The following is a 24938-nucleotide window of genomic DNA, read 5'->3' on the forward strand; positions in this document are numbered from 1 at the left end:
AATTAATATATTTACCGAGTAAAGGGGACTGGGGCTGGCAATGCTGTTTCTTGATGATTACTTAATGCCGATTCTGAAAACTGGTTTCTTGATGATTCATTCCGACTAAGTCTGGTAAATTCATGCGTCAGTTGATGAGATGAATTGGATAAGGTTCTAGTTTTATCTTCGTATTTACTTTTTTTACGATTGATAACATGTTTGGTGCTTAAGTTAGACTGGTCTTTCGTCGTTGTTAGTTTCTGGGCTGATTCCGTGGATGGTTTTAAAAATTTCGATTTATCAGAATTTATATTAAACGAAACATTTTTTACGAGATATTCTTTTTGAGGCTGCGTGTCGTTATGGGTAAGATCATTGTCTATTTCATCTGACGATGGTTTTTTTTGTTTTAGATGATTTCCCGTTTTAACATCTTTCGAATCTATCATTTCATTTTTTCGTACTAAGGCAGCGAACGTTTTACTTTTTGTTTTATTGCCTGAAAGCATAATTGGTTTTTTTTTGCTCGAAATGTTTTCTTGTTGGTCATCAATATCGGGGAAAATATTATTATTGTCCGTCGAAGTTAAAATTCTCTTTTGAGGAAGTTGTTTCGTTGTTCTCGTATCATCATAACTTGCTTTTGGGATGTCCTGAGATATAGACGTGTGGTCAAAATCTGCTGCGAGGGTTGGAGTAGGTGTGTGTTCTTTATTATCGCTGGGAAGAGGGGGTTGACCTCGGCTTATTGCAACTGCCTTTGTTAATTCTTCTCTTATTTTATCTGGTTGTGCATTTTTTTGCACTGGGGGTAAAACACTTGCTATAGCAGACATTTGTACGAATTGTGCTGGTTGTAAAGGTTGTAAGGTAGGTATGAAATGTGAGGCTAAATCTTTTAGTCGGTCGGGTTGATTTAATAAAGTCCATTCTGTGCGTAACATCGTCGTACGGGATTTTATCCGTTGTGTATCGTAAATTATCTTTGCTATATATTGATCCAATTGGGTCGTTTTATGCTTTTGAGAGTAAAGTAAAAGCCCTGACAGACCAGCGGTAAAGGCGCATACAAGCGTAATTGGACGAACCATCATAAGGAATAATTCCTTTCTTTAGGTTGATCATTACGTTTTATTGCCCTTAAACGAGCACTTCTTGACCGAGAATTTATCAAGCATTCAGGTTGCGAAGGTCTTAAGGGTTTGTGCGTTAATAGCGTAAAGTCAAAGCAATTATCATGCTTGGGCAAACGAATAAGTTGGTGTCGCGAAGGTTTGGCAATATTACCGATAGCTCTATTCATGACCTCCTTGACAATTCGATCTTCAAGTGAATGAAAAGAAACTACAAGAAGCTTTCCCCCCGGATTCAAAAGAGAAAGGCTTTTTTTCATTACCGAATGTATTTGTTCTAATTCGTTATTTACGGCAATGCGAAGGGCTTGGAAAGAGCGTGTTGCAGGGTTAATGCCACTTTTTTCAGTTGGAATTGTTTTCTTAATTAGCGTTACGAGATCTTGTGTGGTTTGAATAGGGGCTTTCGCTCGCTCTTTGACAATATTTTTAGCAATACGTCTAGAAAACCGTTCCTCACCATAATACCATAATATATCAGCCAATTCTTCTTCTGACAAAAAGTTAACAAGATCGTAAGCAGTTTTCCCTTCTTTGCTCATGCGCATGTCAAGTGGGCCTTGAAAGCGAAAAGAAAAGCCCCGTTCAGCTTGATCAATTTGATAAGAAGACACTCCAAGATCAAGAATAATACCGTCACAATGCTTGATATGATGGGCTTGGAGTAATTTATCAATATTACCAAATTCCCCTTGTATCAGGTCAAGATTAGGAAAAGTTTTTTGTAATTCCATCCCTCTTAAAATTGCATCAGGATCTCGGTCAATTCCAATAACTTTGCAAGATGTTGCGCTTAATATTTCTTTGCTATAACCACCGCCACCGAATGTCGCGTCGATATAGAGTTTTTTTGGCTGGGGTTGAAGTAACGCCATCATCTCTTTAAGCATAACAGGGTAATGCCCATTGGTTACTGTTTGAGAGTGATATGCATCATTCATGAAATGTTTCCCTTATCACCAATGGAGAGAGGGGAACTGCGTTTTTTTTGATTTTTTCTCGTGCATACGAGCAACGTTGCAATGCTGTTTTAGGTTCCCATATTTGAAATATAGTTCCTAATCCTAAAAAAGTGACACTATTGGTAAGGTGGGCATGGGTTTTTAAAAAATCTGGAAGAATTATACGTCCTTCTTTATCAAGGTCAATGGGCCAAGCTTCTGCGTATAAAGCGGTAGCCATATCTTCATGTTCATCCGATAAAGGATCTAAATTATTCAAAGAAAGCGTTAATTGCATAAAAACAACGAAAGGCCATGCTTCAATACAAGGCATTTTATGAGAGGGACGAAATATAAGAGAATTGTGTTTTTCTTGTTGTTTTAGGCAGGTACGAAAGCTTGCGGGTATGGATACTCTTCCCTTGATGTCAAGACGATTATGATGGGTGCCGAGGAATAAATTCATAAGTTGCGTTACCCTCTAAATAAGCAAAATTCCTAATAATTAAGACAAGAATACCCAAAAAGTCTCTTATGTATGTTTATGGGATAGCATGGGAAAACATGGGAGGTCAAATAATTGTGACAATAGTTCTCATATTTTATTCATTTTGTGTACAAAAGAGACGAAATAAATCTAACGCATACTTTTAAAACAATTGAATAAAATGAATACAATATGAAGTCAGATAACCGATAAGCCGGGTTCTGTTTTATACAATGTATAAATGATGATCATTCATCTTGGATACGATTCGCATCGTACCTCTAGCAACCAACCCGAATAACAAGGCGGGAACCCTTTGATTTTTAACGAATCAGTTATTCCTATTCGGTTTTGCTCCTGGTGGGGTTTACCCTGCCATTTTTGTTACCAAAAATGCGGTGTGCTCTTACCACGCCATTTCACCTTGACTTACGTGTGCTGTAACTGCAAACTGGTAAGCCGTTTATTTTCTGTGGCACTTTCCCTGAGGTCACCCTCGCCAGCCATTAACTGGCACCATTTTCCCGTGGAGCCCGGACTTTCCTCTATTGACATAAGTTATCCATAGCGATCATCTGGCTATCTGACGCTTTATAAAGTGCGAGTTTTAATAAAAAAAGTCAAGTGTTTCACATATTAATTTATATGGCATTATATTTGTTGAACCGAATGAATGTCAAAATCGTGCCCTTTGGGATTTTCGCCAACTCGTATAACTGTCGGTTTTAAATATCTATAGGGGGGTATAGCAAGATTGTATGGGGCGGGCATTCCTTGAAATACTCGGCCAGCCAAATCAAATTTTGAGCCGTGACAGGCACAATTATAATAACCGTCCAACGTATCACGCAGTTTCAAAGTAGGTATACATCCCAAATGTGTGCAGACACCTACCATGACAATAATTTCAGGTTCTATGGAACGGTGCCAATTTTGAGTATAAGCAGGTTGTTGCAATTCTTTGCTATCTGGGTCTCGGAGACGCGTTCTTAATGTTTTGTCTTGTAAATGTTCTAAAATGGTTTTGGTTCTATTTAAAATGAATATAGGGTAATTTTGCCAAGTAAATGTTATTTGTTGGCCCGCTTGTAACGAGGAGATATCGATATCGACAAAGCTATTTTCAACCGTAATATCTTGTGTATAGAGGCTATTTAAAAAAGGCCATGTCATGGCAATACCGCCAACTGTTATGGAACTGGCTGTTAAAAGAGTTAAAAAATCTCTTCGTGAACCATCTTTGGATTCGAATTTCAATTTGTTCGTCATAAGCAGAGCCTATTTATGAAGGTGGTTCACTGTATAGGATAGAAATGGTTGGGTGAACCTTTATCGATTTGTACTGTTTTTTGAATACGATTGATTTCGAAGGTAAATAAAAGAGGGAAGTCTTTACGTGTGTTTGTGCAAACAGAATTGTGTTGTTCTCTAACTTCTACCCGTACAGTTTCTTGGCCGTTATCGTTATTAATCACATATACAAGGCAATGAGGGGAGGTCTTTGTCAGTTGGTTATTAGCAACTATTTTTTTGAGATAAGCAATGACATCGCTATTATTTGACCAATTCATATGTTGTTGAGTGAGTTGACGCGAAAATTGATCAAGCCAGCCAGCTTTTTGAGCAAAAATGATACCAGCCGAAAGAAAAAGAGCAATTAAAACCCTTTGCCATATTCTTTTGCGGGTGAATACATTGAGTTTGGAAGAAGAGGAGTGAGAAGTTTTGTCTGAGAAGTCTTTTTTGTAATTTTTCATTGAATTAAAACATATCTTCATGCCAAAAGTGGTTGTCTTTAGCCAATAATTCTTGAGCTTCCTTTGGTCCCCATGTTCCTGACTTATAGTAGCATAAGGGCGGGTTATTTTTAGACCAGTTATTGAGTATAGGTTCAATCCAGCGCCAGGCTGCCTCTACCTCGTCACAACGAATGAAAAGTAAAGGATCGCCTTTAACGACGTCCATAAGTAAACCTTCATACGCGTCAGGATAACGTATGTGGAACGCGGGTGAAAAATCAATATCAATAAATGTGTTCCTCAGACTGGTATGGGATTTACTAGGGTCTTTTACTTGTAAGGAAAGCGATACCCCTTCGTCAGGTTGAATACGTATGTGTAGTCTATTCGGTTGGGGTGAGGTTGGAAAAAGAGACCATGTTGAAGGTTTAAATTGTATGACAACTTCACTGGTTTTTTCAGCTAATCGTTTACCTGTTCTTAAGTAAAAAGGGACTCCGCTCCAGCGAGAAGTGTTGATGAGTGCTTTGATGGCAACATAGGTTTCGGTAGTGCTATGAGATTTTTTTAGGTCCTCCAAATAGCTTGGTATTTTTTCCCCATTGTGACTGCCCGAACAATATTGTCCACGAACGGTATCGTGTTTTACATCTTCTGGGGTCATTGGTTTTAAAGAACGTAAAACCTTTAATTTTTCGTTTCTTAAATCTTCTTCGTTTAGGGAGATAGGGGGATCCATTGCTACCATACATAATACTTGTAATAAGTGATTTTGCACCATGTCTCTCAAAGCACCCGCACCATCATAGTAACCACCGCGATTGCCAATGCCCACCGTTTCTGCTGCGGTGATTTGAATATAGTCAATGGCATCAGAGTTCCAAAGTCTTTCAAAGACTGGATTAGCAAATCTCAACGCGATAATGTTTTGAACGGTTTCTTTTCCTAAATAGTGATCAATTCTAAAAATGCGATTTTCGGGAAAATGTTTGCCTACACGTTTGTTTATTTCTTGGGCAGTTTCGAGGGAGGTTCCTATAGGTTTTTCCAATACTACGCGCGTTGTATCTGTAATTAATTTCTTTTCGGATAAATTATCGCATATGTCACCATAAAGTTTAGGAGACGTTGCAAAATAAAAGATGCGGATCGGATTTTGTTTATCATCATTCAAAAGAGTCGATAGGGATGACCAGTTGCTTTCTGCTTCGGCTCCATTTAAACTGACGTAATAGATCAGTTTTATAAATTTATCAATGTGATGGACGGTACGATCGGGTTCACGAATAAACTGATGAAGAGCATCTTTTGCCCGTTGTCTGAAATACTCTATACTTAGCGGAGATCTAGCAGCACCTATAATTCGGGTGTTGTCAGAAATTTGCTTGTCAATATAGCGATAAAACAAAGCGGGGAGTAATTTTCTTGTAGTTAAATCTCCCGTTGCACCAAAGATAATAAAGTCAAAGGAGGCACTTTTTTGTTGTGATTCCATGAAAATCAACCTTTCCGATATCTCTTGCTCAATCGTGTTCTTATTGAAAAGAAATTATTAAAATATTTGCGATTATATTCAATCTATCATTTATTCTCTCCATATCATGAATTTTTTAGTTGCTTAATAGCGGAATTTGCATTTTAAAAAATTAAAATTATACAGGATCGAATATGCTTTCTATTTGTGTAATAAATAATTAGACATTACTTAACGTGATTTTTGAATTAAATCCCAAAAAGGATACAGGAATAAGTATGAGTGAGTTAGAGAACACAACACAGGTCGGTGGAATTGCTGCAGATCGTTTAAGAAGTATTATAGAGCGTATAGAGCGCTTAGAAGAAGAGCGTAGAGCATTAGCAAACGATATCAAAGATATTTACGCCGAAGCTAAATCTGCGGGGTTTGATGTACCTGTCCTTCGGCGTATTATACGTGCACGTAAACAAGAGCCTTCAGAGGTAGAAGAGCAGGAAACTCTTTTTGATGTGTATAGACATGCGTTAGGTATGTAAAATACAATTTTTGACTTACAAGAGTCTATTTTGTTTCTCAATATTAAGAAAACTGTGCTTAAATATTAGTTATTATGATCGTTGTTAAAAAAATAGGTCGGTCACGTTGATGTCATTTTTTTTCCCTGATTGGATACCTGGATGGTTACAAATACTTCTCATAGTGGCCGTCGTTTTTCTTGTTGTATGTTATCTTTTGATGCCCTTTGCTGTGTTTGGTATTAAAGGTCGTCTTAGATATCTCAATCAACATCTCGAAGATATGCAAGCACAATTGAATGTTGTACTCAAAAGGCTGCCCGAAACGAAGAATTCTCTTGACGTAAGACTTCATCCTCTCTCGGTGGAAAAGGATGAGCAAGGTTCCGTTGTTGAGCAACCTAAATCGTCAAAAACGTATAATAAACCTATTTCTCCTGTCATGACTAGACCTAAAACGGGCTATTATGATGAGTTACAAAAAAGAAATAAGAGTATTAGTACTCCTGAGCCAAAAATAGATGCTTCACAGGTGAAACCGTCGTCACAGCAGTCTTTTGATGCATATCCAAAAAAAACTTTTTCTAACGATAGAAAGTCGGACCAAATATTTTATAATAAAACCAAAGATCATATTTACGATCCTCCTACTTTGGAAGAAAATAAAAAATCAGGAGAATCGGTTAAAAACAATAAAAAACGAATAGAGCCTATTTTACGCTGGCCTCCGGGCTAAATAGCTTTAGTCGGCCTTAGTATTATAGAAGAATTCTTCTAGGTTTCGTTAAGTGCTGGCGTTTACTTCATGCGATTGCCTAAAATACATTATAATGTGGCGTTGTTTTGTGTCGTTATTTTATATTGGTAATGGTTTTTTAATCGGTACTTTTCATAAAAGTACTCTTAAAAGTTTTATATAATGTTTTTATTTTTAATAAAAAAGTGATGAAGTTTGGTACCATGAATAGACAATTCAGCACGTGTACTTGAACAAACGATAGGGTTGATTTTTTTTATCAGCTATCTACTGTTTTTTGTCTGGGTTAAAAGGTGGGTTTTATTAAAAATCTTTTGATAGACGTTAAAGGGGGTCAAACTTTTTTCTAAGTGCTGGCTGTAATAAAACCTAGTTTAAGAATTATTCTAGCATTGTTTGGTTTTTAAGAAAATAGCTTAGAAAAATCCTGCAGACTACGTAAACCGTCATTTTTTCAAAAGAATTAATTTATAGTAGGCAGATATTCAACTTTTAAAATCTGCATTGTTCAAGCAGACAACATAACAAACCGAGTAGTTTTAATGACTTTGTCATTTCAGTAGCGCGATTATCATTATTATCGTTAAAAGCGTTTATGTTTAAATGGTCATTTCATTCCTATTGATGGTACATGCCTCATTTAATTCTATTAATGCATTAGCTTTAAGTAGACTTTAAGAAAGGGGTTAGGCTTTTTATTTTTTTGTGTAAGCGGAATTTTAAGAATAATGTTTACAGACGTGCCAAAATTTTCTTTTGACTGGGCATAAGTTCAATTACCCTCAGTGTGAGACACACTTGTTTCTGAATGTTAATTAGTTAAAATTTATGCCGTGCCAAATTGGAAGTATTAACAAAAATCGCAATCATTGCGCGACATTTTAATTTTCAAAGAGACTAAACTTATTAAAGATTTCTTCTTCTAAAGTGTCCTATAAAAATTTTTTCTATGTTGATTTAAACGTATCACCATTATTGATACTAACGTGTTTTATTCGCCTTTAGTTTTAAAGCCGTTCTATCGGGTTATACCCGTCCTGAGCGGAAGAATGCTTTAATTTGTAATCGTTGTTGTAATTCTGTAAATAACGTAACAATTCGTTTATCCCTTGATGGGTTACACTTGAAAGCAAATAAACTTTACGTTCGCTCACTGATTCTAGTAATTTTTTTTGTTCTTGCGCTTTTTCTGAAGAGATTAAATCGCTTTTATTCAGTGCAATAATTTCTTTTTTATCATACAAACACATATCATAGGCTTTAAGCTCGTTACGAATCATTCTCCACGTGCTAACAATATCTTCCGAGGTAATATCGATCAAATGTAATAATGCAGCGCAACGCTCTACGTGTCCTAAAAAACGAACACCTAAACCGCTACCGGAATGGGCCCCTTCGATCAACCCTGGAATATCTGCGATAACAAATTCTTCGGTTGCTGATAGTCTTACCATTCCAAGTTGAGGATGCAGGGTTGTAAAAGGGTAATCTGCTATTTTTGGTTTTGCACTAGAAACGACAGATAAAAATGTCGATTTGCCTGCATTGGGTAAGCCTATTAAACCCACGTCAGCAATCAATTTTAATCTTAACCATATCCAACGCTCTTCCCCAGGCCATCCTTTGTCTGCTCTTCGTGGAGCCCTGTTTGTACTTGATTTAAATCGAGTATTTCCAAAACCACCATCCCCACCGCGACACAAAGTTAAACGTTTATTTGCTTCATCTAAATCGGCAAGAAGGGTTTCTTTATCGTTGTCATATATCTGGGTTCCAATAGGAACGTTAATAATGACATCGGGCGCGTTCGCACCCGTTTTGTTTGATCCTGAACCGTTTCCACCTTTTTTGGCTTTGAAATGTTGTGTATAGCGAAAATCAATGAGGGTGTTTAAGTTATTAACGGCTACAAAAATAATGTCACCACCTTTACCCCCATCCCCTCCATCAGGTCCTCCAAATTCGATAAATTTTTCCCTCCTGAACGCGACGGCGCCATTCCCACCGTCGCCGGATTTTACGTATATTTTAGCTTGGTCAAGGAATTTCATTTTTGTTCCAAAGTTAGAATGAAAAGGGCCGACCATAAGATCGACCCTTTTCTTAAGTGATTCGATTCCAAAAAAAGGAATAGTTACTCAGCAGTGTTGGTTAACATTTCAACGGAAACCTGAACGTTTCCTTTGGTTCTGCTTTCAAAGCGTACGTTACCATCAATAAGGGCAAATAGGGTGTGGTCTTTTCCTAGACCTACGTTACGGCCAGGTTTAATTTTGGTACCCCGTTGACGCACGATAATGTTTCCAGCAATAACGCGTTCCCCACCAAATTTTTTAACTCCAAGACGGCGACCTGCGGTATCGCGACCATTTCTGGAGGAGCCTCCTGCTTTTTTATGGGCCATAGTTTATCTCCTGATTTAAAGTAAATATGAATACGATACAAAAATTATGCGGCGCTAATTTCTGTTATGCGCAACACGGTGACGGGTTGACGATGTCCATTTTTACGACGGCTATTTTGACGGCGACGCTTTTTAAAAATAATAACTTTTTTTAAACGATCTTGCGCGATGACAGTAGCTTTTACCTGAGCACCTTCAACAAGTGGTGAACCAATGGTGCTGGAGTCTTCTGTCCCAATGGCTAAGACTTCAGAAAACATAACGGAACTTCCGGCTTCGGCATCAAGTTTTTCGGTTTTTAGTATCATATCAGGGGTAACACGGTACTGCTTTCCCCCTGTGCGTATAATTGCAAACATATTTAACTCTCTGGCTGCAAACTTTTTACTTTATAAAAACAAAGCAAAGTTTCTTTTTATAGATTAATTTTATTATAAAACTTATAACGAAATAATGGTTATGAAGCTTGTCTTATATCTATTTTTTTAAATGAAAGTCAATTATTATATAAAGAATTGTGCATTATACTTAAATATTCACTATTTTATTTGCCATCGGACGGATTTTTGTTGTAAATAGTTTTCGATCAGCATAATGGGAGAGGTGCCAGAGCGGTCGAATGGGACGGTCTCGAAAACCGTTGTACGCTTATCGCGTACCGTGGGTTCAAATCCCACTCTCTCCGCCAACCCATATGTAAGGATGCATTTAAATATCTTTTGATTTTTAGACGTTGCGCATGGTTAGTTCAATTAGGATATTTATAGTGGCCGAAATAATAATTTTATTTTAAATGTGGAAAAATAGATTTTTCGAATTGAGTTATTACTGCGTTAGAAATCAATATTTATGATTTAAAAATTGCAAATAATGCTTAAAATACAGTCTTGAACGTTTAAAAAAACGGTTTCTTTTTCAGTTTTAATGGGTATTGTATCTAGTTTTTCTATTTTTTAATAATGCCGTAGTGGGCTTTTGACAAAAAAAATGATAAAAAATATAGTCTGTTGTTCTTTGATTAATAGGCGTATATTTGAATTGTATTCGTTTTTTCTTTAAAATCATTCATTTATTCCAACGTTAATTTACAGAGATTTTATAATTTTTTTTACTCTTATAGTTTTTTGCTAGTTTTGTATTTAAATTTTTTGAAGCTTGATTATTTAATTTTTTCTTTTTTATGAGCGATTAAATTTTTTAATAAATCTTTGAATTTGTTACTGGAAAGAGCATTGTGTTTTAAATCCTATGTCGTATGGAAACGTTTACAAAATTGACATGAATAAAAATATTGATCAATTTTAAGCTAGATATTATTGAGAAGAATTAAGAAGAGCCTAGCTTTCAAAAAGGAGATTTAAAATTTAATTACATTGTGAATTAAAGCGTTATAGATCATTTATTTAAAGTTTAAAAAGTAACCATCACTATATTTAAAATAAAAATAGATACAGTTTAAATTCATGAAAAACAAAATAATAGCTTGAAATAATTTTTGTTTCATCTATAAAGTAAATTAACTTTTAGTATATCTATAATAATTATTTTACCTTTATAGTATTGCTTTAATTCGTTTTTTACAAAAAACGAATTAATCGTATTTAATGCAATACCCCTAACCCTGTTTGAACATAAGGACCGTGAGAATGTGTTTGATTTGAGCAGCTTACCATCGAAAGTGAAATCATCAAAATTATAAGTAGTTCTTTATGTTTACTCATTTGGGTCATCAGTCCTCTAAAAAAATCGTATTTATGTCGCTGTTCATCGGAGCTTATTGAGAGGTATAAGTTTATTTTAAAAAACTTCATTACATACGCATACTAGAAAAAAGTAAAGAATATTTAAAAAATCGTTGATATTATATGAACTCCTTTGTTTAATATTTGTATGATAGCTTAAATATTTTATAAATCTGCCTTGTTAAATCATATTAATTATATATTTCTTTACTTAAAAATTAATACAAACAAAATATTTCATGTTTTTGGATAAATCAAAATGGAATTAGAAGAAAAAAACTTATCTTTATTAGAATTGACGGTTAAAGTGGTTTCGTCTCATATTTCTAATAATAGCGTTAGTCCTGAGTCGTTACCCGACTTGTTACGTCAAGTATATCGGACGTTAACTACTATTGAAAAAAATGGCAATGAAACCGAAAAGTTGCAACCTGTTGTTCCGGTAAAGCGTTCGGTTTTCCCCGATTATATCATTTGTCTTGAAGATGGCAAAAAGTTGAAGATGTTAAAGCGGCACATCCAAAGTGCTTATGGATTAACGCCAGAACAATACCGTGAACGCTGGAATCTACCCTCTGACTATCCTATGGTAGCGCCTAATTATGCAGAACGTCGTTCAAACTTAGCCCGTGAAATCGGTCTAGGAAGAAAAAACATTGTTCATCCGAGAGTTGAAAGCCGATTCCGTCGTAATAAGAATGAAAATTAATTTTTTAAAATTATGAGGTATTTTGCGATTTAAATTGATAAAAACAGGCTGAAGTTTTTATAAATAAGAATTTACACTATATTTATGTTGGTTAGGTCAGATTTATGTCTCTTGAGAATGATCTTTTGCTTGAACGTCAACGCATACGTCGAAAACTAATACGATGGAGAGTGGTTGCATTCTGCTTATTCATTTTGGCGTGTCTTTCGTTATCTGCAAAAACCTTTACGTCGCAGTTAAAAGGAAGTTCAGGCTACATTACCAAGTTAAAGATTGAAGGAACGATTAAGTCGGATGTGACAAAACAGATCGAGTTATTAGATAAAGCTTCCTCTAATCCGTCGGTCAAGGCTTTGATTTTATATGTAAATAGCCCCGGTGGAGCGGTAACAGGGGGGGAAGAACTTCATGACGCTGTTGAAAGATTTGCTCAAAAAAAACCAGTTGTTGTCAGCATGGGGGGGGTTGCGGCTTCAGCAGGGTATATGATTTCCTTGCCTGCACAACGCATATTTGCCTTAAATTCTACCTTAACGGGCTCAATTGGGGTGTTAATGCAATCGCCAGATATTTCAAAATTGCTTGATAAAGTTGGGGTAAACGTTGACCAATTGGTTTCTGGTCCGATGAAAGGACAACCTTCTATGGTAAAGCCTCTTTCCGATCAAGGTAGACAAATGCTTCAAGGGTTAATCAGCAATTATTATGATCAATTCATATCCATGGTAGTCAAAAGTCGTCACATGAGTATTGCGAGAGCAAAACAGTTAGGTGATGGTCGTCCCTATACGGGTCAGCAAGCGCTTAGCTTGGGACTTATTGATCAAATAGGCAACGAACAAGCTGCTAAAAATTGGCTTATTAAAACCTATAAATTCCAAAAAAATATGCCAGTTAAAGAATTAAAAAATCAAAAAAATTCAGAGTGGATTTCGCATTTTATAGGCAAAGTATTTGGTAGTTCTGTAGGATCTTTTATGCATAGCCTCGTTTATGATAGTCAAGATCATCTCGACGGCGCACTTGCCATTTGGGCCCCTTAATGTATTAATTTTGAGTAAAATGAATGACTAAATCTGAACTTATCTTACAATTGGCTGAAACACATCCTAATTTATTAATTAAGGACATAGAACTCATTGTATCAACTATTTTCAATGAAATGGAAGCGGTATTAACAAAGGGTGATCGTATTGAATTACGTGGCTTTGGGGCTTTTTTTATAAAAAAACGTAAAGCTCGCAGTGGTAGAAACCCTAGGACCGGGGAAATCGTAGCTGTAGAAGAAAAATATGTCCCTTTTTTCAAAACAGGAAAAGAATTAAAAAAACGTACTAATCAACATGTAAAGCACAAAATGTCCATTTAATTTGTTTTGAGGATTCCGATTAATAAGGAGATAAGGTCGGTGAAAACAGCAGCTCGTATAGTTCCGGTCATATTATCAGGTGGATCTGGTAGTCGTTTGTGGCCACTATCGCGAGCAAGCTATCCAAAGCAACTTTGGTCTTTAATTTCTCAAAACTCCTTGTTGCAAGAAACCATTCTTCGCGCAAATCGCGACTGTTTTGCAGATCCAATTATTATCTGTAATAATAACCACCGTTTTTTAATTGCTGAGCAATTGAGAGCTATTAATAATACATGTGCCCGAATCATACTTGAACCTGTGGGCAAAAATTCAGCCCCAGCCATTGCTGCTGCTAGTCTTATAGCATCTGAAGACAATTTAGAAAAGATTTTGTGGGTTATGGCGGCCGATGCCGTGGTTGAAGATCAAGAGGCTTTGATTCAAGATGTATTTAAGGCGGAAACGTATGCAAAATTAGGCCACATTGTTACGTTTGGTATAAAGCCTACACGGGCTGAGACAGGGTATGGTTATATCGAGATAGGACAACCAGTAAATAATCAGACAAAAGTAAATACAGTACAGGCCTTTACTGAAAAGCCCAATTTAGTGTTGGCAGAGAAAATGCTGAGTTCTCAAAAGTATTTGTGGAATTCAGGTATGTTTGTATTTTCTGCAGGTACTATGCTGCAAGAGATGCAACATTACGTCCCGGAATTATTAACCCATGTAACCCATTCTGTTGAAAAAAGGCATGTTGATTTATATTTTGAGAGGTTGGATGAACAAGAGTTTGTAAAAGCCCCTGATATTTCGATTGACTATGCGATTGCCGAAAAATCTAAGCGCATGCTTGTTGTTTCCAGTGAGTTTGTATGGGCAGATATTGGTAGTTGGGACACGTTGTGGGATATAAGTTCTAAAGACGAAGGGGGCAATGTATCCAAGGGTAAAGTACTTTTGGAAGATACACACAATAGTTATGTACGCTCTGACGATATTGTGACAGCAGTAAATGGACTTGAGAACGTAGTGGTGGTGGTTACTAAAGATGCGGTTTTAGTGACGGATCGGAAAAAATCGCAAGATGTAAAAAAAATCGTTCATCATTTAAATCAAACCCATCAACATGAGGCGGTAAGTCATAGACGATGTTACCGCCCCTGGGGATTTTATGAAACCTTAGTCAACAGCCATCGTTTTCAAGTAAAACAAATTATTGTTAATGTAGGGGGTGAGCTTTCTTTACAAAAACATTTTCACCGCTCTGAACATTGGGTGGTTGTTTCTGGCGTAGCAAAAGTTATAAGGGGTGAAGAAAACCTTTTGTTACGTGAAAATGAAAGCATATATATTCCACAAGGCACCATTCATCGTTTAAAAAATCCTGGACGTATTCCTTTGGTGGTGATTGAAATACAATCAGGATCTTATTTAAACGAAGATGATATTGTTCGTCTTGAAGATGCTTATAATCGATAAGGGCGCCACGTTCATCGAGTATAAAGATCAATTTCAATCATCTAAGAGATTAAGGTAACGCTCAGCCTCAAGGGCTGCCATACATCCTGTTCCAGCAGCCGTAACCGCTTGTCGGTAAATTTTATCTTGGACATCTCCTGCAGCAAAAACGCCCGGTAGAGACGTCAAAGGGGTTCCTGGTTTGGTGACGATATACCCTTCGGGATCGAGTTCAAGTTGATCTCTGAATAGAGAGGTATTAGGCGAATGCCCAATAGCAATGAAAACACCATCAACATTAAGAATAGAGTTTTGACCGGTTTTTACATTTTTTAAAGCCAATCCTGTCACCGAAACAGGATTTTCACTTGCCAATATATCCTCTACGATACTATCCCATAATACAGAAACTTTAGGGTTGGATAACAGTCTATCTTGCAGAATCTTTTCGGCTCGTAAACTGTTTCTTCGATGAATAAGCGTAACATGAGAAGCATGGCGGGTTAAGTATAAAGCTTCCTCAACAGCGGTGTTTCCGCCACCCACAACCGCCACTTTTTTTCCACGATAAAAAAACCCATCGCATGTCGCACATGCAGAAACTCCATAACCTTGCAGTCGCTCTTCTGCTTCAAGACCAAGCCAGCGTGCTTGGGCCCCGGTTGCAATAATAACGGATCGAGCTTTATAGAGCGTTCCCATGTCGGTTACAAACGTAAAGAATTTATTGTCTTGAGAAGAGTCCGTTAAAGAACATTGCGAAACGCTATCCATAACGATACGAGTTCCTACGTTTTCGGCTTGTTTGGACATTTGCTCCATAAGCCATGGCCCTTGAATAGCTTCGGCGAAACCTGGAAAATTTTCTATTTCGTTGGTGATGGTTAATTGTCCACCGGGTTGTAATCCAGATATTAAAATTGGTTTTAAATTAGCTCTGGCGCCATAAATTGCAGCCGTATACCCAGCAGGACCTGCGCCAATAATTAATAAATTAGTAAAAGTTGGTTCTGACATAATTGAAATAATCCTGTTTTGTCTTATCGTTCAATCAAGTTTGATCTGTAAATTGCCTATTGTATAAATAGAAAGCTATGTTTAACAATAAAATGTTTAGTTAATATACCTTATTACGCCAGAGCGAGTGATGATTGAATGGTACAGTTAGTCGAACTTGATAAAATTGATTGGATGATTTTGGATGAATTACAAAAAGATGGTCGTATTACCAATATTGATTTGGCCCAACGCGTAGGGATTTCGGCGCCTCCCTGTTTAAGGCGTGTACGTAGGCTAGAAGCTTCTGGGGTAATTAAAAGTTACCATGCTGCCATAAACGGACCCTCGATCGGCTGGTCGTTAGTGGTGTTTGCCTTGATCGGCTTGGTCAGTCAAAAAGAGTCTGTATTAGAAGAATTTGAACTGCAAATGGAGCAAATTCCAGAGGTTAGAGAATGCCATATGGTTAGAGGCGGCGGCGATTTTTTAATACGTTTTGTGGCCCGTGATGCTGAAGATGAAAACCGATTAACCCACGAATTAACTAGCAATCCGCATGTTTCTAAAGTACAAACCTTACAAACCATTCGTACGCGTATGGAACGTGCGGGTGTGCCTTTGGAATACAGCGGAAACAAAAGACAATAAACTTTTCAAATCAACTAGGACGATGATTTTTCTTTTATGTGCAATGCAGAAACTGTTGAACATGGACCTGAGTTAAGCGTTATTGTTCCTTGTTACAATGAACATGGAAATATTAAACTCCTTTACCATGCTCTTCTTAAAGCGCTGATAGGGATAGATTGGGAAGTTATCTATGTGGATGACAACTCACCCGATGACACGATGCATCATGTGTGGGAGTTGTCCCAAAAGGATAGAAGGGTGCGTGGATTAATGCGTTTTGACCGGAGAGGACTATCCTCCGCGGTTATAGAGGGCGTGCTTTCGTCTTCTGCCCCTTATATTGCTGTCATTGATGGTGATTTACAACATGATGAAACCAAATTATCCGAAATGCTTGATAGTGTGAAGCAACGGCATTGTGACATTGTTGTCGGGAGTCGACACATTGAAGGCGGTCAAGCTACAGGATTGGCCAACCGTTGGCGCCATTTTTTATCCAATAAGGGTATTTGGCTTGCCCAACGCGTCATGCCAAAGCCTATAAAGGATCCTATGAGTGGGTTCTTCCTTTTTAAAAGAGAAATTTTTATTCAGCAATTGCCCAAACTTTCGGGCAAAGGTTTCAAAATATTGTTGGATTTGCTTATGGCTTGTCCTGCAGAAACGAAGATAAAAGAAATACCTTTTCAATTTCGTTCAAGAAATTTTGGCAAAAGCAAACTTGATCTACAAGTGATGATACAGTTCATAGGGATGCTACTGCAAAAGCTAACGAAAAATCAGTTTCCTTTGGCATTTCTTTCATCTCTGGGTATGGTTATTTGTGGTGTATTGATAAATTTTTTGTGTTTTAAGCTGGGCCTTCGGGTAAAATTTACTCCTATGGTTTCACAATTTATAGGTGCACTTGGTACTTCTTACCTAGGCACAATTATCTATACCCATAAATGTGGTTTACATCAGAAAAAATTTAAGAAACTTAGCTTTTATGCACTGTGTTTGGTAGGCGTGTATTTCAATACAAAGCTGACCCTTTATCTTTTTCAATCGGGGTTAAGTTTTAACCAAGGCAGTTTAATAGGCGCGGGTCTAGGCATGATTTGGTTTGAGTGGCTTATAGCTTATTTTGGTTCAATACGGTGATAACCAAGATAAAAAAACTGTGGTTATGGGAACTGCTGTTTATTCTTACATTAATAAGAATAGCCGTGGCGCACGTTATGCCTTTATCTCCCGATGAGGCCTATTATTGGCTATGGTCGAAACAGTTAAGTTACAGTTATTACGATCATCCACCGATGGTGGCTTTGTGGATTAAACTCGGTTGTTGGTTAGGGGGACACTCTTCGTTAGGAGTAAGGCTCCTGGGCCCAATTGCTGCTTTTTTTGGCAGTATTTTACTGTATTTTTCTGCAAAAGATTTTAACCCCTCTTATTCAGGGCGTATAAGCGCGGCAAATAATTCTGTTTTGATTTTCAATGCTACTTTGGCCATTAATGCGGGGTCGGTAACGATGACACCCGATACGCCCTTATTATTTTTTACTTGTTTTTCGTTGTGGTCTTGTGGACGGTTGTTGGTAACCAAACGGCCCTTTTATTACGGGTTAATTGGCCTTGGGTTCGGATTGTCGTTGGTAAGCAAATATACCGCTATCTTGTTTATTTTGGCCTTTTGTCTCTGGTGTTTAGTGGACAAAGAGGGACGTATTCAGCTGAAAAAAATTCCATTATGGGGGGCGGGCGCCTTTACGTGTTTACTTTTTTCCCCGGTTGTATGGTGGAATGCCCATCATCAATGGGTCAGTTTTGCTAAACAAGGGGGCAGGACAGGGGAGTGGAACCCCCATCGTGCATTCCAATTTTTAGCAGAGCTGATAGCGGGGCAATTTGGTCTGGCGACGCCTTTGCTGTTTATAGGATTTGTAGTAGGTGCGGTAAAATTAGGTCAATATGTTTTTAAAACACGCGATAGCAAAGCGGTCTTGTTGTTCCTGCTGGCAATGGTTCCCCTCGTTATATTTATTCAACATGCTTTAGGCGATCGGGTTCAAGCCAATTGGTTGGGAATACTTTATCCTCCCTTTGCGTTGATTGCCGCGTTATATGGTCAATACAAAATACGTTCAGGTGTTGCGTTGGGGCTGATTATCAGTGCGTTCGTTTATGCGCAAGCGAGTTGGGGGGTGTTCCCTTTGCCCGCAAAATTTGACGTAACCCTAAGACAATTAGGAGGCTGGCAAGAGTTTGCTGAACAGCTGAACAATAGAGTACCAACGTCTGATGTTTTAATGGTTGAAGAATATGGGCTGGCTTCAGAATTACGGTTTTATTTACCGCAACGAACCATAGTTGCTATTGATCATCGTTGGCGTTATTTTGAGTATCCTAAATCGGTGATTCATCGGGGTTACCTTATACGTTCGCAAAAACGTAAGGACTCTCCCACCCCGCAACGCTTTTCCTCTTTTGCTCCACTAAATACGTTACAACGCAAACGTAAGGATCAAGTAGCAGGGACGTATAGTTTGTATAAGGTAATGTTGCAAAACGATAAACAGACTCAAACAGAAACCGTTCGATTGCCCTAGAAAAAATTTAGTAACTTTTAGAAAGAAAAGCCTGCTCAATGGACTGAACAAGGGTATGGATACGAAAAGGTTTAGTCAATTTGGGAAAAGGTAGGCACGCCAATCTTTTGTTGAGTTCAAAATTACCACTCATTAGTAAAATCTTACAGCCTCGTGGCAACAGATGTTCAATAAGATTATAGGGATCTCCATCAGGCAAGCATGTATCAATAATGGCAAGATTAAACGAGGGATTATGCTTAAAAAACTCTAAAGCTTGGGCGCAGGAATAGGCCTTACGAATATGGTTAACCTTATCCAATAGGCTTAGTTCGATTAGATCACATATTTCGGGTTGATCTTCGACGATCAGTACGGAAGAAGGATATAAGGTCATTAAAATTAAAGTCTTTTAAGAAATCGATACAATTAAATTTTCGAAATCATTGATAGCAAATGCGTGAACAATGATACAGATATTTTTTAGTCCTTATCTTTAGGTAAGCGGAAACAGATGAAATTTCAAGGCGGTTAATCCTTTGTGTGTGCTATGCATTAAGTTTTTTACCCCACTATTGGCGTGTATCAGGGGATTTGCATCAATTAAGAGTGATAAGAATAGGCGTTGTTAAGGCTTTGTTAAGGATATTCTGTACGTTAAACTTTTGCTTAGCGTGTATTAAAATGATGGGTTGACGGTCAAAAATTTTTGCACGTGGTTCAAATGTTATCGTGCAGAAAAGGATGGGGAAGTATGCTAGTCGTCAAGCCGTATGGAAAAACAGTGATCCAATCCTCAAGAGATGCTTCTCGTAAACGTGAAATTTTAGATCTGACCTTGGCTTCTGCTCCCATAATTTCTGTTGACGAATTTGCGCGCGTAAATTCTAAGCTTATTCTTGCCCAATGGATATCGGTGCTTGATAAAATTATTCGCAAACCGATAGAGGGTTGCCAAAGTGATGTTCAAAAGCATTGTCTTGAAATTCGCGTGTGTTTAGGAAACGCCTGTTGGGAAAGGGTTGAAGCGCGGCTAAAGCGTGCGGGTTTGTCAGGGCAACCTGGAGAGTTAGAAGCGTTAAAGAAAAGATGGGATTGGAAGATTCAGGCAACGCAACCAAGGCGAAAAGGCAATTCGAGTAATAAAGAAAATCTAAAAGGACGGTGGTATGAAACGTTCGGTGGGCCAGATATATGCAATATAGAGGCTATTCAGCAAGACGCAGAAAAAATTGCAGGCAATATTGAAACGCATTTGTACGAGCACGCATATCGCCTTATCATGACATCAGAGCAGCAAGCCTCTCCTCAACAAAGGAAAACGCTATCTTCAAGCAATAAACGTAAAGGGTATATTGCGTATCGTAATTGTACCATAGAACAAAATGTTGCCGTACTGCGTGATGATTTTACAATTGAAATAGACGATGATCTAGCAGAGAAATACTTTTCCTTAAGCGATACGGATATAGCGTGTGCCATCAAACAGGCCATTGAGGACAAGCAAACAGCGCAACAAAAACAAAAGAATAAAGAGGCTTTGTTTACATGGGAATCTCCTTACATTACGGCCATGCGGCATTGCCGTGAATTTAAACAGACGCTCCCAATAGACGATCAAGAATTGCTTGCCTTTCATCAACAGGTAAAAGAACTCTATAAATATTTGTTACAGGGAAAAAAGATAAAATCCATTGACTATCGGTTACCTGAAAACAAAGAAACTTTGCTGCAACTATTAAAAGCACGAACTCAGAATAAAAACATCAATGGGCTTATTCGGTTAGGAAAAATTATTCATTACGAAACCATGGGGGGTGCAAAGAAACAAAATACGCAATTTTGTGACGAGATTATCGATAAGGAAAAAATTGGCCACAGTGTTTTTTGGTCCAGCGAAGGGCAAACCCGTATCAAACAAAGTGAGGCCTTTGTCCGGGTTTGGCGAAGCGCCATTGCGTTCGCCGCACGCAATTTAAAAGATTGGATAGATCCCAAGGATACCATCAAAGGGGATATTTTATTAAGTAAACAGTACATCAAAGACAATTTCTGTCCCAAAGCTTTTGATCGCAAATGGGGGCTTCTTTTTGGCGGCAACCACGGCTTAATGGAAAAAAGCAATGAAGAGAAAAAAAAGCTGGTTCTTTTTTACCTAGATAAATTAACCGCGTTACGGCACGCCAGCTTTCATTTTAAAAAAATAAGTGATTTCAGCATCGCATTATTTAAAACGTCCGAGAACGAGGATAAGAACCTTTTTGTCACGTTGGAAAATTTGTATAGAACCGATAGTAAACGGCTTCAAAAACGGCCGATTGAAATAATGGAGGCGATAAAAGCAGACCACACTTTGCATTTATCGGAACTTTCACAATTGTGTGATGAATTGTTGCCTTCGTCGTCGTGTATGGAAGTACAGTGTGACAGTGGTAGTCCCTTTCCCCTTCCACGGTTGGCACGGGTGTTAAACCGTGTAAAAGATGGGTGGAAACCCTATGAACGAACGTTGCCCCCGTATCATACCGCTCAGGAAAGAGAACAAGATTTAAAGTTAAATTGTCAATACGGATTGCTTAAACTGCTTTACGAGGGGCCTTTTGCAGCGTGGTTGGCACAACAATCCGACCTTTCACCGTATATTAAGATCGCGTTAGAGCATACCACCAAGCAAGCACAAGCGATGCACGCAAAGGATCCGTTTAATGCGTTAATTGTTGCTAAAGCCAGCCATTTATTGGGGCAAAATATAGAAATAAATGGTCAAGATTTTTTCTTTCAGTTGAGCGCTGCGACCGCAAGCGAAATGCGCGTTCAAAAGGGTTACCAAAGTAACCCCCAAGCCGCCCAAGAACAATCGGAATATATTGAAAAATTTAAACATGACGTCGTGGCACTTGCGTTTGAAGCTTATCTAAAAGAAAAAAACTTAGAGTTTTTAGGGGAAAAAAGCAGAACCCCTTTTTCTCAAAGAAACGATGGGGTCCCCTCAGAACTTAATGAGAATACGCACCATCTTGAAAAGCGTCGTCAAAACCTTCCTTCCTTAAAATTCCCTGAGGCATGGGCTATAAAGCTTTATGCTGTCCTGCATTTGCTACCAGTAGAAATGGTTGGCGAGCTGCGACAACAGTTGAAAAAATGGCAAATTGTTACCCATAAAGCGCGTTCAGGTTCGGTAGTCACAAAGGATCAAGCCATTCTATCGCCAGCGGGTCAAGAATCTTTTTCCCGTAACGAAGGGGAAAAAAAACTGATTGTGTTGTTAGGTGTTTTTGATCTTTACCTGGCCATGCACGACGCCCAGTTTGTGGGTGAGGAAATATCGTTTTGCGATAATCATACGGTTGACCCATTAAAACAGTTTTATGAGAAATCTGAGGATTTTGACAGGCTTTTCAAACAAGAAAATTCTTCTTCAATGCCATTTCTCTCCAAACGTGGGGTACGCGAGATGCTACGGTTTGGGCAACTGTGTTTATACGAGTTGTATAAGAAACATGCTATCTTGTCCAGCTTGGTAGAAAATTGGATCAAAAGTGGGGAAACCATAAGTGACGATCAAAACAGACTTCAGTTGTTGTATTGGAAATGGACAAGGACGAAAGCAAAAAAAGAGTGGTTGGAAGAATATTTAAAGAACTACAAGACAGCTTTGAAAAAGGTCGAGGCATATCGCCACCATACGGCACAGGTTTTATTGCAAGATCACCTTCATCTTCACCGGTTTTTCTTAAGGTTAATGGGACGATTGATTGATTATGCAGGCTTGTGGGAACGGGATCTGTATTTTGTACTATTAGCATTGAATTACCATCATAGCGATACGTCCACGCAGAAAACATTTTTTAATTCTATAAGCAAAGAGGCCTTTAAAAAAATCAAAAAAGGGCAAATTGTCGAAGCTTTTGCGCTTTTACCCCCATCACCCCTAAGGCAGTCGTTGGAGCGTTATTTTGCTTTAACGTGGACGGCTGAATTATCTGAAAAAAATTGTTCTAAAGCGCTTTCCTACGAGGAGCAACAGGAACAAATAAAAAAGCAAACTGAAATCTTGCAAGAACAAAACCCCTGCATCTGGATAAGGAACCGCATTGCCCACTTAAACCTGCTCACCGAAACCCCTCTTTGTTTGATAAACGAGCTTCGTTATATTCGGCGGTTAATGGCCTACGATCGTAAATTAAAAAACTCGGTGACCAAAGCGTTCAAAGCTTTGTTCGAGAAAGAGGGGATTAATATTTCCTTCACCATGGATAATAACGAGCATCAGTTAAACGTTGAGTCTGTGCAAGCAAAAACGATTGACCATCTTGGCGATAAAAAAATAAAGGAAAGCTTGCGTAGCGATTTTTTTGTTCAGATGGTTAAAGAACTGGTTGACCCAACCAAGGCATGGCCTAAAAACAGGTAAATGGAAAAAAAATGCTTAAAAAAAGACAAAAAAAGGAAAAAAGGTTCATTTTTTTTGCAAGAAAATGCCAAATTTTCTTGACCGTTCAAGGGGTTACGCCTAACCTACCTAAGACTACCTCTATTTGAGAGAGGACTACGCCCCCAATCATTAACCCGTCAGCCCTTAACACCTAAGACTACCTCTATTTGAGAGGTAGTCTTAGATTGCTTTAATCTTAAAAAAACTAAAAACGCACAAAATAATTTTGTCCGAGAAAAGATTTGGGAATTTTTCAGGGTTATTTTTATCCTAGAAGTGCATTTTGTACGGCTATACGGGAGTGTTCAATACATTCGGTGTTTATGGGGTTGGAATGCAGGCGATAGCCTAGTAATACAAAAAGAAGTTCAACATTATTTATTAAAAGTTTACCCTATCGATAGATGGGTTAAGCGGGCTATAAAATATGCAATTTTAAGTTTTTGCCTTAGGATAAGACGTATTCCATATGGGGACTAAACCTAGTGTTAATGCACCTAAACAGGCATAATATTCTCGTCCCAGCACGATGGGTAAAAGCGTTTGCAAAAAAGACTGGATAAGCGTTGGTCGTCCAATAAATATATATTTAAAAAAGGGATACCACGCAGCCCTCTTTTGCTGGCTTGGCTTGGCTCAAGCATTGCCTTGCTTCATAAAGTCGGGAAATAGAATGCATAAGGATAAAGGTGAACGAACGTAACTCTTGGTTTTGTGCTTTCCTAACCTACCCTGTGTTCAATCGTTGTGGTTGTAACTCGGGCAACAGGATACGATAAAGGAGGCGTGGGTAGGTTTTGGCTTGGGGAAGGAGGGCTAGATTTATGGGGCGTATTGATCGTGGTATGATTTCGGAATCGCTATGACGCTGTTAGGCAACGCCGATCCCCACATGCTTAAAATTATTTTGTTGGATTTTCAAGGGAAATGGCGCACCCGACAGGAATCGAACCCATAACCCCCAGATTCGTAGTCTGGTGCTCTATCCAATTGAGCTACGGGTGCGCATGAAAAGGGTTTTAACCGATCTTATCGGTGACTGCAAGGTTTTTTTCAATGCAGCGCGCTTAATGTGCGATAAAATCTTTTACACCATAGGCTTTGGGTCGGTGAAGAACCACCGTGGCACGGCAATCGGGGGTGCCATAGATGCCTATGATAGTCTCGCCCTGGGGTCTGCCTTCAAACACCAATGGATAGGGTTTGTGATCCATATCGCTGCGATCCAGTCGCGCGACAAAATGCCGGGGTCTTTGTTTTTTATTATACACACCGCGTAAAATCAGTGCCCCATTGTCTGGGGAGAACAAAATGGTTTTTTTCTCGATCGTTAGGGCCGCACTTCGATCGGTGGGACAGATCCCTTGCGTTACCTTCAACGTTCCCAACCAGTCACCCTCTGGATTTTTTTCGGCCAGTTTGCTGCTGCACTGGGCAAGGAAAAGGGTTCCTATCGCCAAAACAAAAGGGTGCGCCAGCGAAAAAAGTGTTTTAGGCGTGGGCATAAGGCCTCTCCACATAATAGCCAGTAAAAGGGATGGTGGTCATCTTTTCCAAAATGTTTGTTCTCTACAATATAGATAAAACATTTTTATAAAAACTTTTT

Annotated in this window: 23 protein-coding genes, 2 tRNA genes and 1 other RNA gene; 11 read left to right on the forward strand and 15 right to left on the reverse strand. The window is 38.3% G+C overall.

Features of this window, described 5'->3' with window-relative positions:
* Positions 1-11 precede the first annotated feature (11 nt).
* From AABE15_RS01380 to zwf, 7 genes are all read right to left on the reverse strand, one after another.
* Positions 12-1076, reverse strand: coding sequence for a hypothetical protein (locus AABE15_RS01380; protein ID WP_338329492.1), 1065 nt, complete (start codon positions 1074-1076; stop codon positions 12-14).
* The gene (gene rsmH, locus AABE15_RS01385) at positions 1073-2056 is read right to left on the reverse strand and encodes a 16S rRNA (cytosine(1402)-N(4))-methyltransferase RsmH (RefSeq protein WP_338329493.1); all 984 of its coding nucleotides are present in this window, start codon (positions 2054-2056) and stop codon (positions 1073-1075) included. The genes AABE15_RS01380 and rsmH overlap by 4 nt, the downstream gene beginning before the upstream one ends.
* A complete protein-coding gene (gene mraZ / locus AABE15_RS01390) occupies positions 2049-2522 on the reverse strand; it encodes a division/cell wall cluster transcriptional repressor MraZ (RefSeq protein WP_338329494.1) in 474 nt (157 codons plus the stop codon). The genes rsmH and mraZ overlap by 8 nt, the downstream gene beginning before the upstream one ends.
* Before the next feature lie 215 nt (positions 2523-2737).
* Positions 2738-3130, reverse strand: an RNA gene (gene rnpB / locus AABE15_RS01395) — RNase P RNA component class A.
* Positions 3131-3194: 64 nt separating this feature from the next.
* Positions 3195-3812: a ubiquinol-cytochrome c reductase iron-sulfur subunit gene (gene petA, locus AABE15_RS01400; RefSeq protein WP_338329495.1), complete on the reverse strand. Its 618-nt coding sequence runs from the start codon at positions 3810-3812 to the stop codon at positions 3195-3197.
* 26 nt (positions 3813-3838) lie between these two features.
* On the reverse strand, positions 3839-4300 hold the full coding sequence (locus AABE15_RS01405; RefSeq protein WP_338329496.1) for a hypothetical protein: 462 nt from the start codon (positions 4298-4300) through the stop codon (positions 3839-3841).
* 4 nt (positions 4301-4304) lie between these two features.
* Positions 4305-5777 carry a glucose-6-phosphate dehydrogenase gene (gene zwf / locus AABE15_RS01410; protein ID WP_338329497.1) on the reverse strand — a complete coding sequence of 491 codons (1473 nt, stop codon included), beginning with the start codon at positions 5775-5777 and terminating at the stop codon, positions 4305-4307.
* A gap of 257 nt (positions 5778-6034) precedes the next feature.
* Between zwf and AABE15_RS01415 the strand changes: the two genes are divergently transcribed.
* Both AABE15_RS01415 and AABE15_RS01420 read left to right on the forward strand, forming a co-directional pair.
* Positions 6035-6295 (forward strand): DUF2312 domain-containing protein, encoded by a 261-nt coding sequence (locus AABE15_RS01415; RefSeq protein ID WP_338329498.1) that lies wholly within the window; start codon positions 6035-6037, stop codon positions 6293-6295.
* 109 nt (positions 6296-6404) lie between these two features.
* Positions 6405-7010: a DUF948 domain-containing protein gene (locus AABE15_RS01420; RefSeq protein ID WP_338329499.1), complete on the forward strand. Its 606-nt coding sequence runs from the start codon at positions 6405-6407 to the stop codon at positions 7008-7010.
* A 1028-nt stretch (positions 7011-8038) separates the two neighbouring features.
* On the opposite strand, the gene obgE is transcribed toward AABE15_RS01420, so the two are convergent.
* The 3 genes from obgE to rplU form a co-directional block, all read right to left on the reverse strand.
* Positions 8039-9082, reverse strand: coding sequence for a GTPase ObgE (gene obgE, locus AABE15_RS01425; protein WP_338329500.1), 1044 nt, complete (start codon positions 9080-9082; stop codon positions 8039-8041).
* Positions 9083-9165: 83 nt separating this feature from the next.
* Positions 9166-9435: a 50S ribosomal protein L27 gene (gene rpmA, locus AABE15_RS01430; RefSeq protein WP_338329501.1), complete on the reverse strand. Its 270-nt coding sequence runs from the start codon at positions 9433-9435 to the stop codon at positions 9166-9168.
* Between the two features lie 44 nt (positions 9436-9479).
* The gene (gene rplU, locus AABE15_RS01435; protein WP_338329502.1) at positions 9480-9794 is read right to left on the reverse strand and encodes a 50S ribosomal protein L21; all 315 of its coding nucleotides are present in this window, start codon (positions 9792-9794) and stop codon (positions 9480-9482) included.
* 238 nt (positions 9795-10032) lie between these two features.
* On the opposite strand from rplU, the gene AABE15_RS01440 reads away from it, so the two are divergent.
* From AABE15_RS01440 to AABE15_RS01460, 5 genes are all read left to right on the forward strand, one after another.
* A tRNA-Ser gene (locus AABE15_RS01440) sits at positions 10033-10123 on the forward strand.
* 1313 nt (positions 10124-11436) lie between these two features.
* Entirely contained in the window at positions 11437-11886 is a 450-nt protein-coding gene (locus AABE15_RS01445) for a MucR family transcriptional regulator (protein WP_338329503.1), read from the forward strand.
* Positions 11887-11990: 104 nt separating this feature from the next.
* Positions 11991-12929, forward strand: coding sequence for a signal peptide peptidase SppA (sppA, locus tag AABE15_RS01450; protein WP_338329504.1), 939 nt, complete (start codon positions 11991-11993; stop codon positions 12927-12929).
* Positions 12930-12952: 23 nt separating this feature from the next.
* On the forward strand, positions 12953-13255 hold the full coding sequence (locus tag AABE15_RS01455; protein WP_338329505.1) for an integration host factor subunit beta: 303 nt from the start codon (positions 12953-12955) through the stop codon (positions 13253-13255).
* A gap of 39 nt (positions 13256-13294) precedes the next feature.
* Positions 13295-14719, forward strand: a complete 1425-nt coding sequence (locus AABE15_RS01460) for a mannose-1-phosphate guanylyltransferase/mannose-6-phosphate isomerase (RefSeq protein WP_338329506.1) — start codon at positions 13295-13297, stop codon at positions 14717-14719.
* 33 nt (positions 14720-14752) lie between these two features.
* On the opposite strand, the gene trxB is transcribed toward AABE15_RS01460, so the two are convergent.
* Entirely contained in the window at positions 14753-15715 is a 963-nt protein-coding gene (gene trxB, locus AABE15_RS01465; protein WP_338329507.1) for a thioredoxin-disulfide reductase, read from the reverse strand.
* A gap of 138 nt (positions 15716-15853) precedes the next feature.
* Here trxB and AABE15_RS01470 point away from each other — a divergent pair, with 138 nt between their 5' ends.
* Genes AABE15_RS01470 through AABE15_RS01480 form a run of 3 tightly spaced genes read left to right on the forward strand, consistent with a single transcriptional unit; the run spans position 15854 to position 18918 of the window.
* The gene (locus tag AABE15_RS01470; protein WP_338329508.1) at positions 15854-16345 is read left to right on the forward strand and encodes an Lrp/AsnC family transcriptional regulator; all 492 of its coding nucleotides are present in this window, start codon (positions 15854-15856) and stop codon (positions 16343-16345) included.
* Positions 16346-16381: 36 nt separating this feature from the next.
* A complete protein-coding gene (locus AABE15_RS01475; protein ID WP_338329509.1) occupies positions 16382-17470 on the forward strand; it encodes a glycosyltransferase in 1089 nt (362 codons plus the stop codon).
* Positions 17467-18918, forward strand: coding sequence for a glycosyltransferase family 39 protein (locus AABE15_RS01480; RefSeq protein ID WP_338329510.1), 1452 nt, complete (start codon positions 17467-17469; stop codon positions 18916-18918). Before AABE15_RS01475 ends, AABE15_RS01480 begins: the two co-directional genes overlap by 4 nt.
* Before the next feature lie 7 nt (positions 18919-18925).
* Here the strand turns inward: AABE15_RS01480 and AABE15_RS01485 are convergent, their stop codons facing one another.
* Positions 18926-19294: a response regulator gene (locus AABE15_RS01485; protein WP_338329511.1), complete on the reverse strand. Its 369-nt coding sequence runs from the start codon at positions 19292-19294 to the stop codon at positions 18926-18928.
* A 357-nt stretch (positions 19295-19651) separates the two neighbouring features.
* On the opposite strand from AABE15_RS01485, the gene cas13a reads away from it, so the two are divergent.
* Positions 19652-23311: a type VI-A CRISPR-associated RNA-guided ribonuclease Cas13a gene (gene cas13a, locus AABE15_RS01490; RefSeq protein WP_338329512.1), complete on the forward strand. Its 3660-nt coding sequence runs from the start codon at positions 19652-19654 to the stop codon at positions 23309-23311.
* A 518-nt stretch (positions 23312-23829) separates the two neighbouring features.
* Here cas13a and AABE15_RS01495 read toward each other — a convergent pair.
* From AABE15_RS01495 to AABE15_RS01505, 3 genes are all read right to left on the reverse strand, one after another.
* A complete protein-coding gene (locus AABE15_RS01495) occupies positions 23830-23976 on the reverse strand; it encodes a hypothetical protein (protein WP_338329513.1) in 147 nt (48 codons plus the stop codon).
* A gap of 284 nt (positions 23977-24260) precedes the next feature.
* Positions 24261-24337, reverse strand: a tRNA-Arg gene (locus AABE15_RS01500).
* A gap of 62 nt (positions 24338-24399) precedes the next feature.
* Positions 24400-24852 (reverse strand): hypothetical protein, encoded by a 453-nt coding sequence (locus AABE15_RS01505; RefSeq protein ID WP_338329514.1) that lies wholly within the window; start codon positions 24850-24852, stop codon positions 24400-24402.
* Positions 24853-24938: the final 86 nt, after the last annotated feature.

It is taken from the genome of Commensalibacter sp. Nvir (assembly GCF_963921845.1).
In the GTDB taxonomy this organism is placed as follows: Bacteria; Pseudomonadota; Alphaproteobacteria; order Acetobacterales; family Acetobacteraceae; genus Commensalibacter.

What these genes read in the sequence shown, in the direction of transcription:
- petA (WP_338329495.1), bottom strand. Translation starts at nt 3,812, where the DNA reads ATGACGAACAAATTGAAATTCGAATCCAAAGATGGTTCACGAAGAGAT.
- AABE15_RS01470 (WP_338329508.1), top strand. Translation starts at nt 15,854, where the DNA reads ATGGTACAGTTAGTCGAACTTGATAAAATTGATTGGATGATTTTGGAT.
- AABE15_RS01455 (WP_338329505.1), top strand. Translation starts at nt 12,953, where the DNA reads ATGACTAAATCTGAACTTATCTTACAATTGGCTGAAACACATCCTAAT.
- obgE (WP_338329500.1), bottom strand. Translation starts at nt 9,082, where the DNA reads ATGAAATTCCTTGACCAAGCTAAAATATACGTAAAATCCGGCGACGGT.
- zwf (WP_338329497.1), bottom strand. Translation starts at nt 5,777, where the DNA reads ATGGAATCACAACAAAAAAGTGCCTCCTTTGACTTTATTATCTTTGGT.
- AABE15_RS01475 (WP_338329509.1), top strand. Translation starts at nt 16,382, where the DNA reads ATGTGCAATGCAGAAACTGTTGAACATGGACCTGAGTTAAGCGTTATT.
- cas13a (WP_338329512.1), top strand. Translation starts at nt 19,652, where the DNA reads ATGCTAGTCGTCAAGCCGTATGGAAAAACAGTGATCCAATCCTCAAGA.
- AABE15_RS01445 (WP_338329503.1), top strand. Translation starts at nt 11,437, where the DNA reads ATGGAATTAGAAGAAAAAAACTTATCTTTATTAGAATTGACGGTTAAA.
- rplU (WP_338329502.1), bottom strand. Translation starts at nt 9,794, where the DNA reads ATGTTTGCAATTATACGCACAGGGGGAAAGCAGTACCGTGTTACCCCT.
- AABE15_RS01485 (WP_338329511.1), bottom strand. Translation starts at nt 19,294, where the DNA reads ATGACCTTATATCCTTCTTCCGTACTGATCGTCGAAGATCAACCCGAA.
- AABE15_RS01405 (WP_338329496.1), bottom strand. Translation starts at nt 4,300, where the DNA reads ATGAAAAATTACAAAAAAGACTTCTCAGACAAAACTTCTCACTCCTCT.
- AABE15_RS01415 (WP_338329498.1), top strand. Translation starts at nt 6,035, where the DNA reads ATGAGTGAGTTAGAGAACACAACACAGGTCGGTGGAATTGCTGCAGAT.
- sppA (WP_338329504.1), top strand. Translation starts at nt 11,991, where the DNA reads ATGTCTCTTGAGAATGATCTTTTGCTTGAACGTCAACGCATACGTCGA.
- rsmH (WP_338329493.1), bottom strand. Translation starts at nt 2,056, where the DNA reads ATGAATGATGCATATCACTCTCAAACAGTAACCAATGGGCATTACCCT.
- AABE15_RS01495 (WP_338329513.1), bottom strand. Translation starts at nt 23,976, where the DNA reads ATGCTTGAGCCAAGCCAAGCCAGCAAAAGAGGGCTGCGTGGTATCCCT.
- AABE15_RS01505 (WP_338329514.1), bottom strand. Translation starts at nt 24,852, where the DNA reads ATGTGGAGAGGCCTTATGCCCACGCCTAAAACACTTTTTTCGCTGGCG.
- rpmA (WP_338329501.1), bottom strand. Translation starts at nt 9,435, where the DNA reads ATGGCCCATAAAAAAGCAGGAGGCTCCTCCAGAAATGGTCGCGATACC.
- mraZ (WP_338329494.1), bottom strand. Translation starts at nt 2,522, where the DNA reads ATGAATTTATTCCTCGGCACCCATCATAATCGTCTTGACATCAAGGGA.
- AABE15_RS01420 (WP_338329499.1), top strand. Translation starts at nt 6,405, where the DNA reads ATGTCATTTTTTTTCCCTGATTGGATACCTGGATGGTTACAAATACTT.
- trxB (WP_338329507.1), bottom strand. Translation starts at nt 15,715, where the DNA reads ATGTCAGAACCAACTTTTACTAATTTATTAATTATTGGCGCAGGTCCT.
- AABE15_RS01380 (WP_338329492.1), bottom strand. Translation starts at nt 1,076, where the DNA reads ATGATGGTTCGTCCAATTACGCTTGTATGCGCCTTTACCGCTGGTCTG.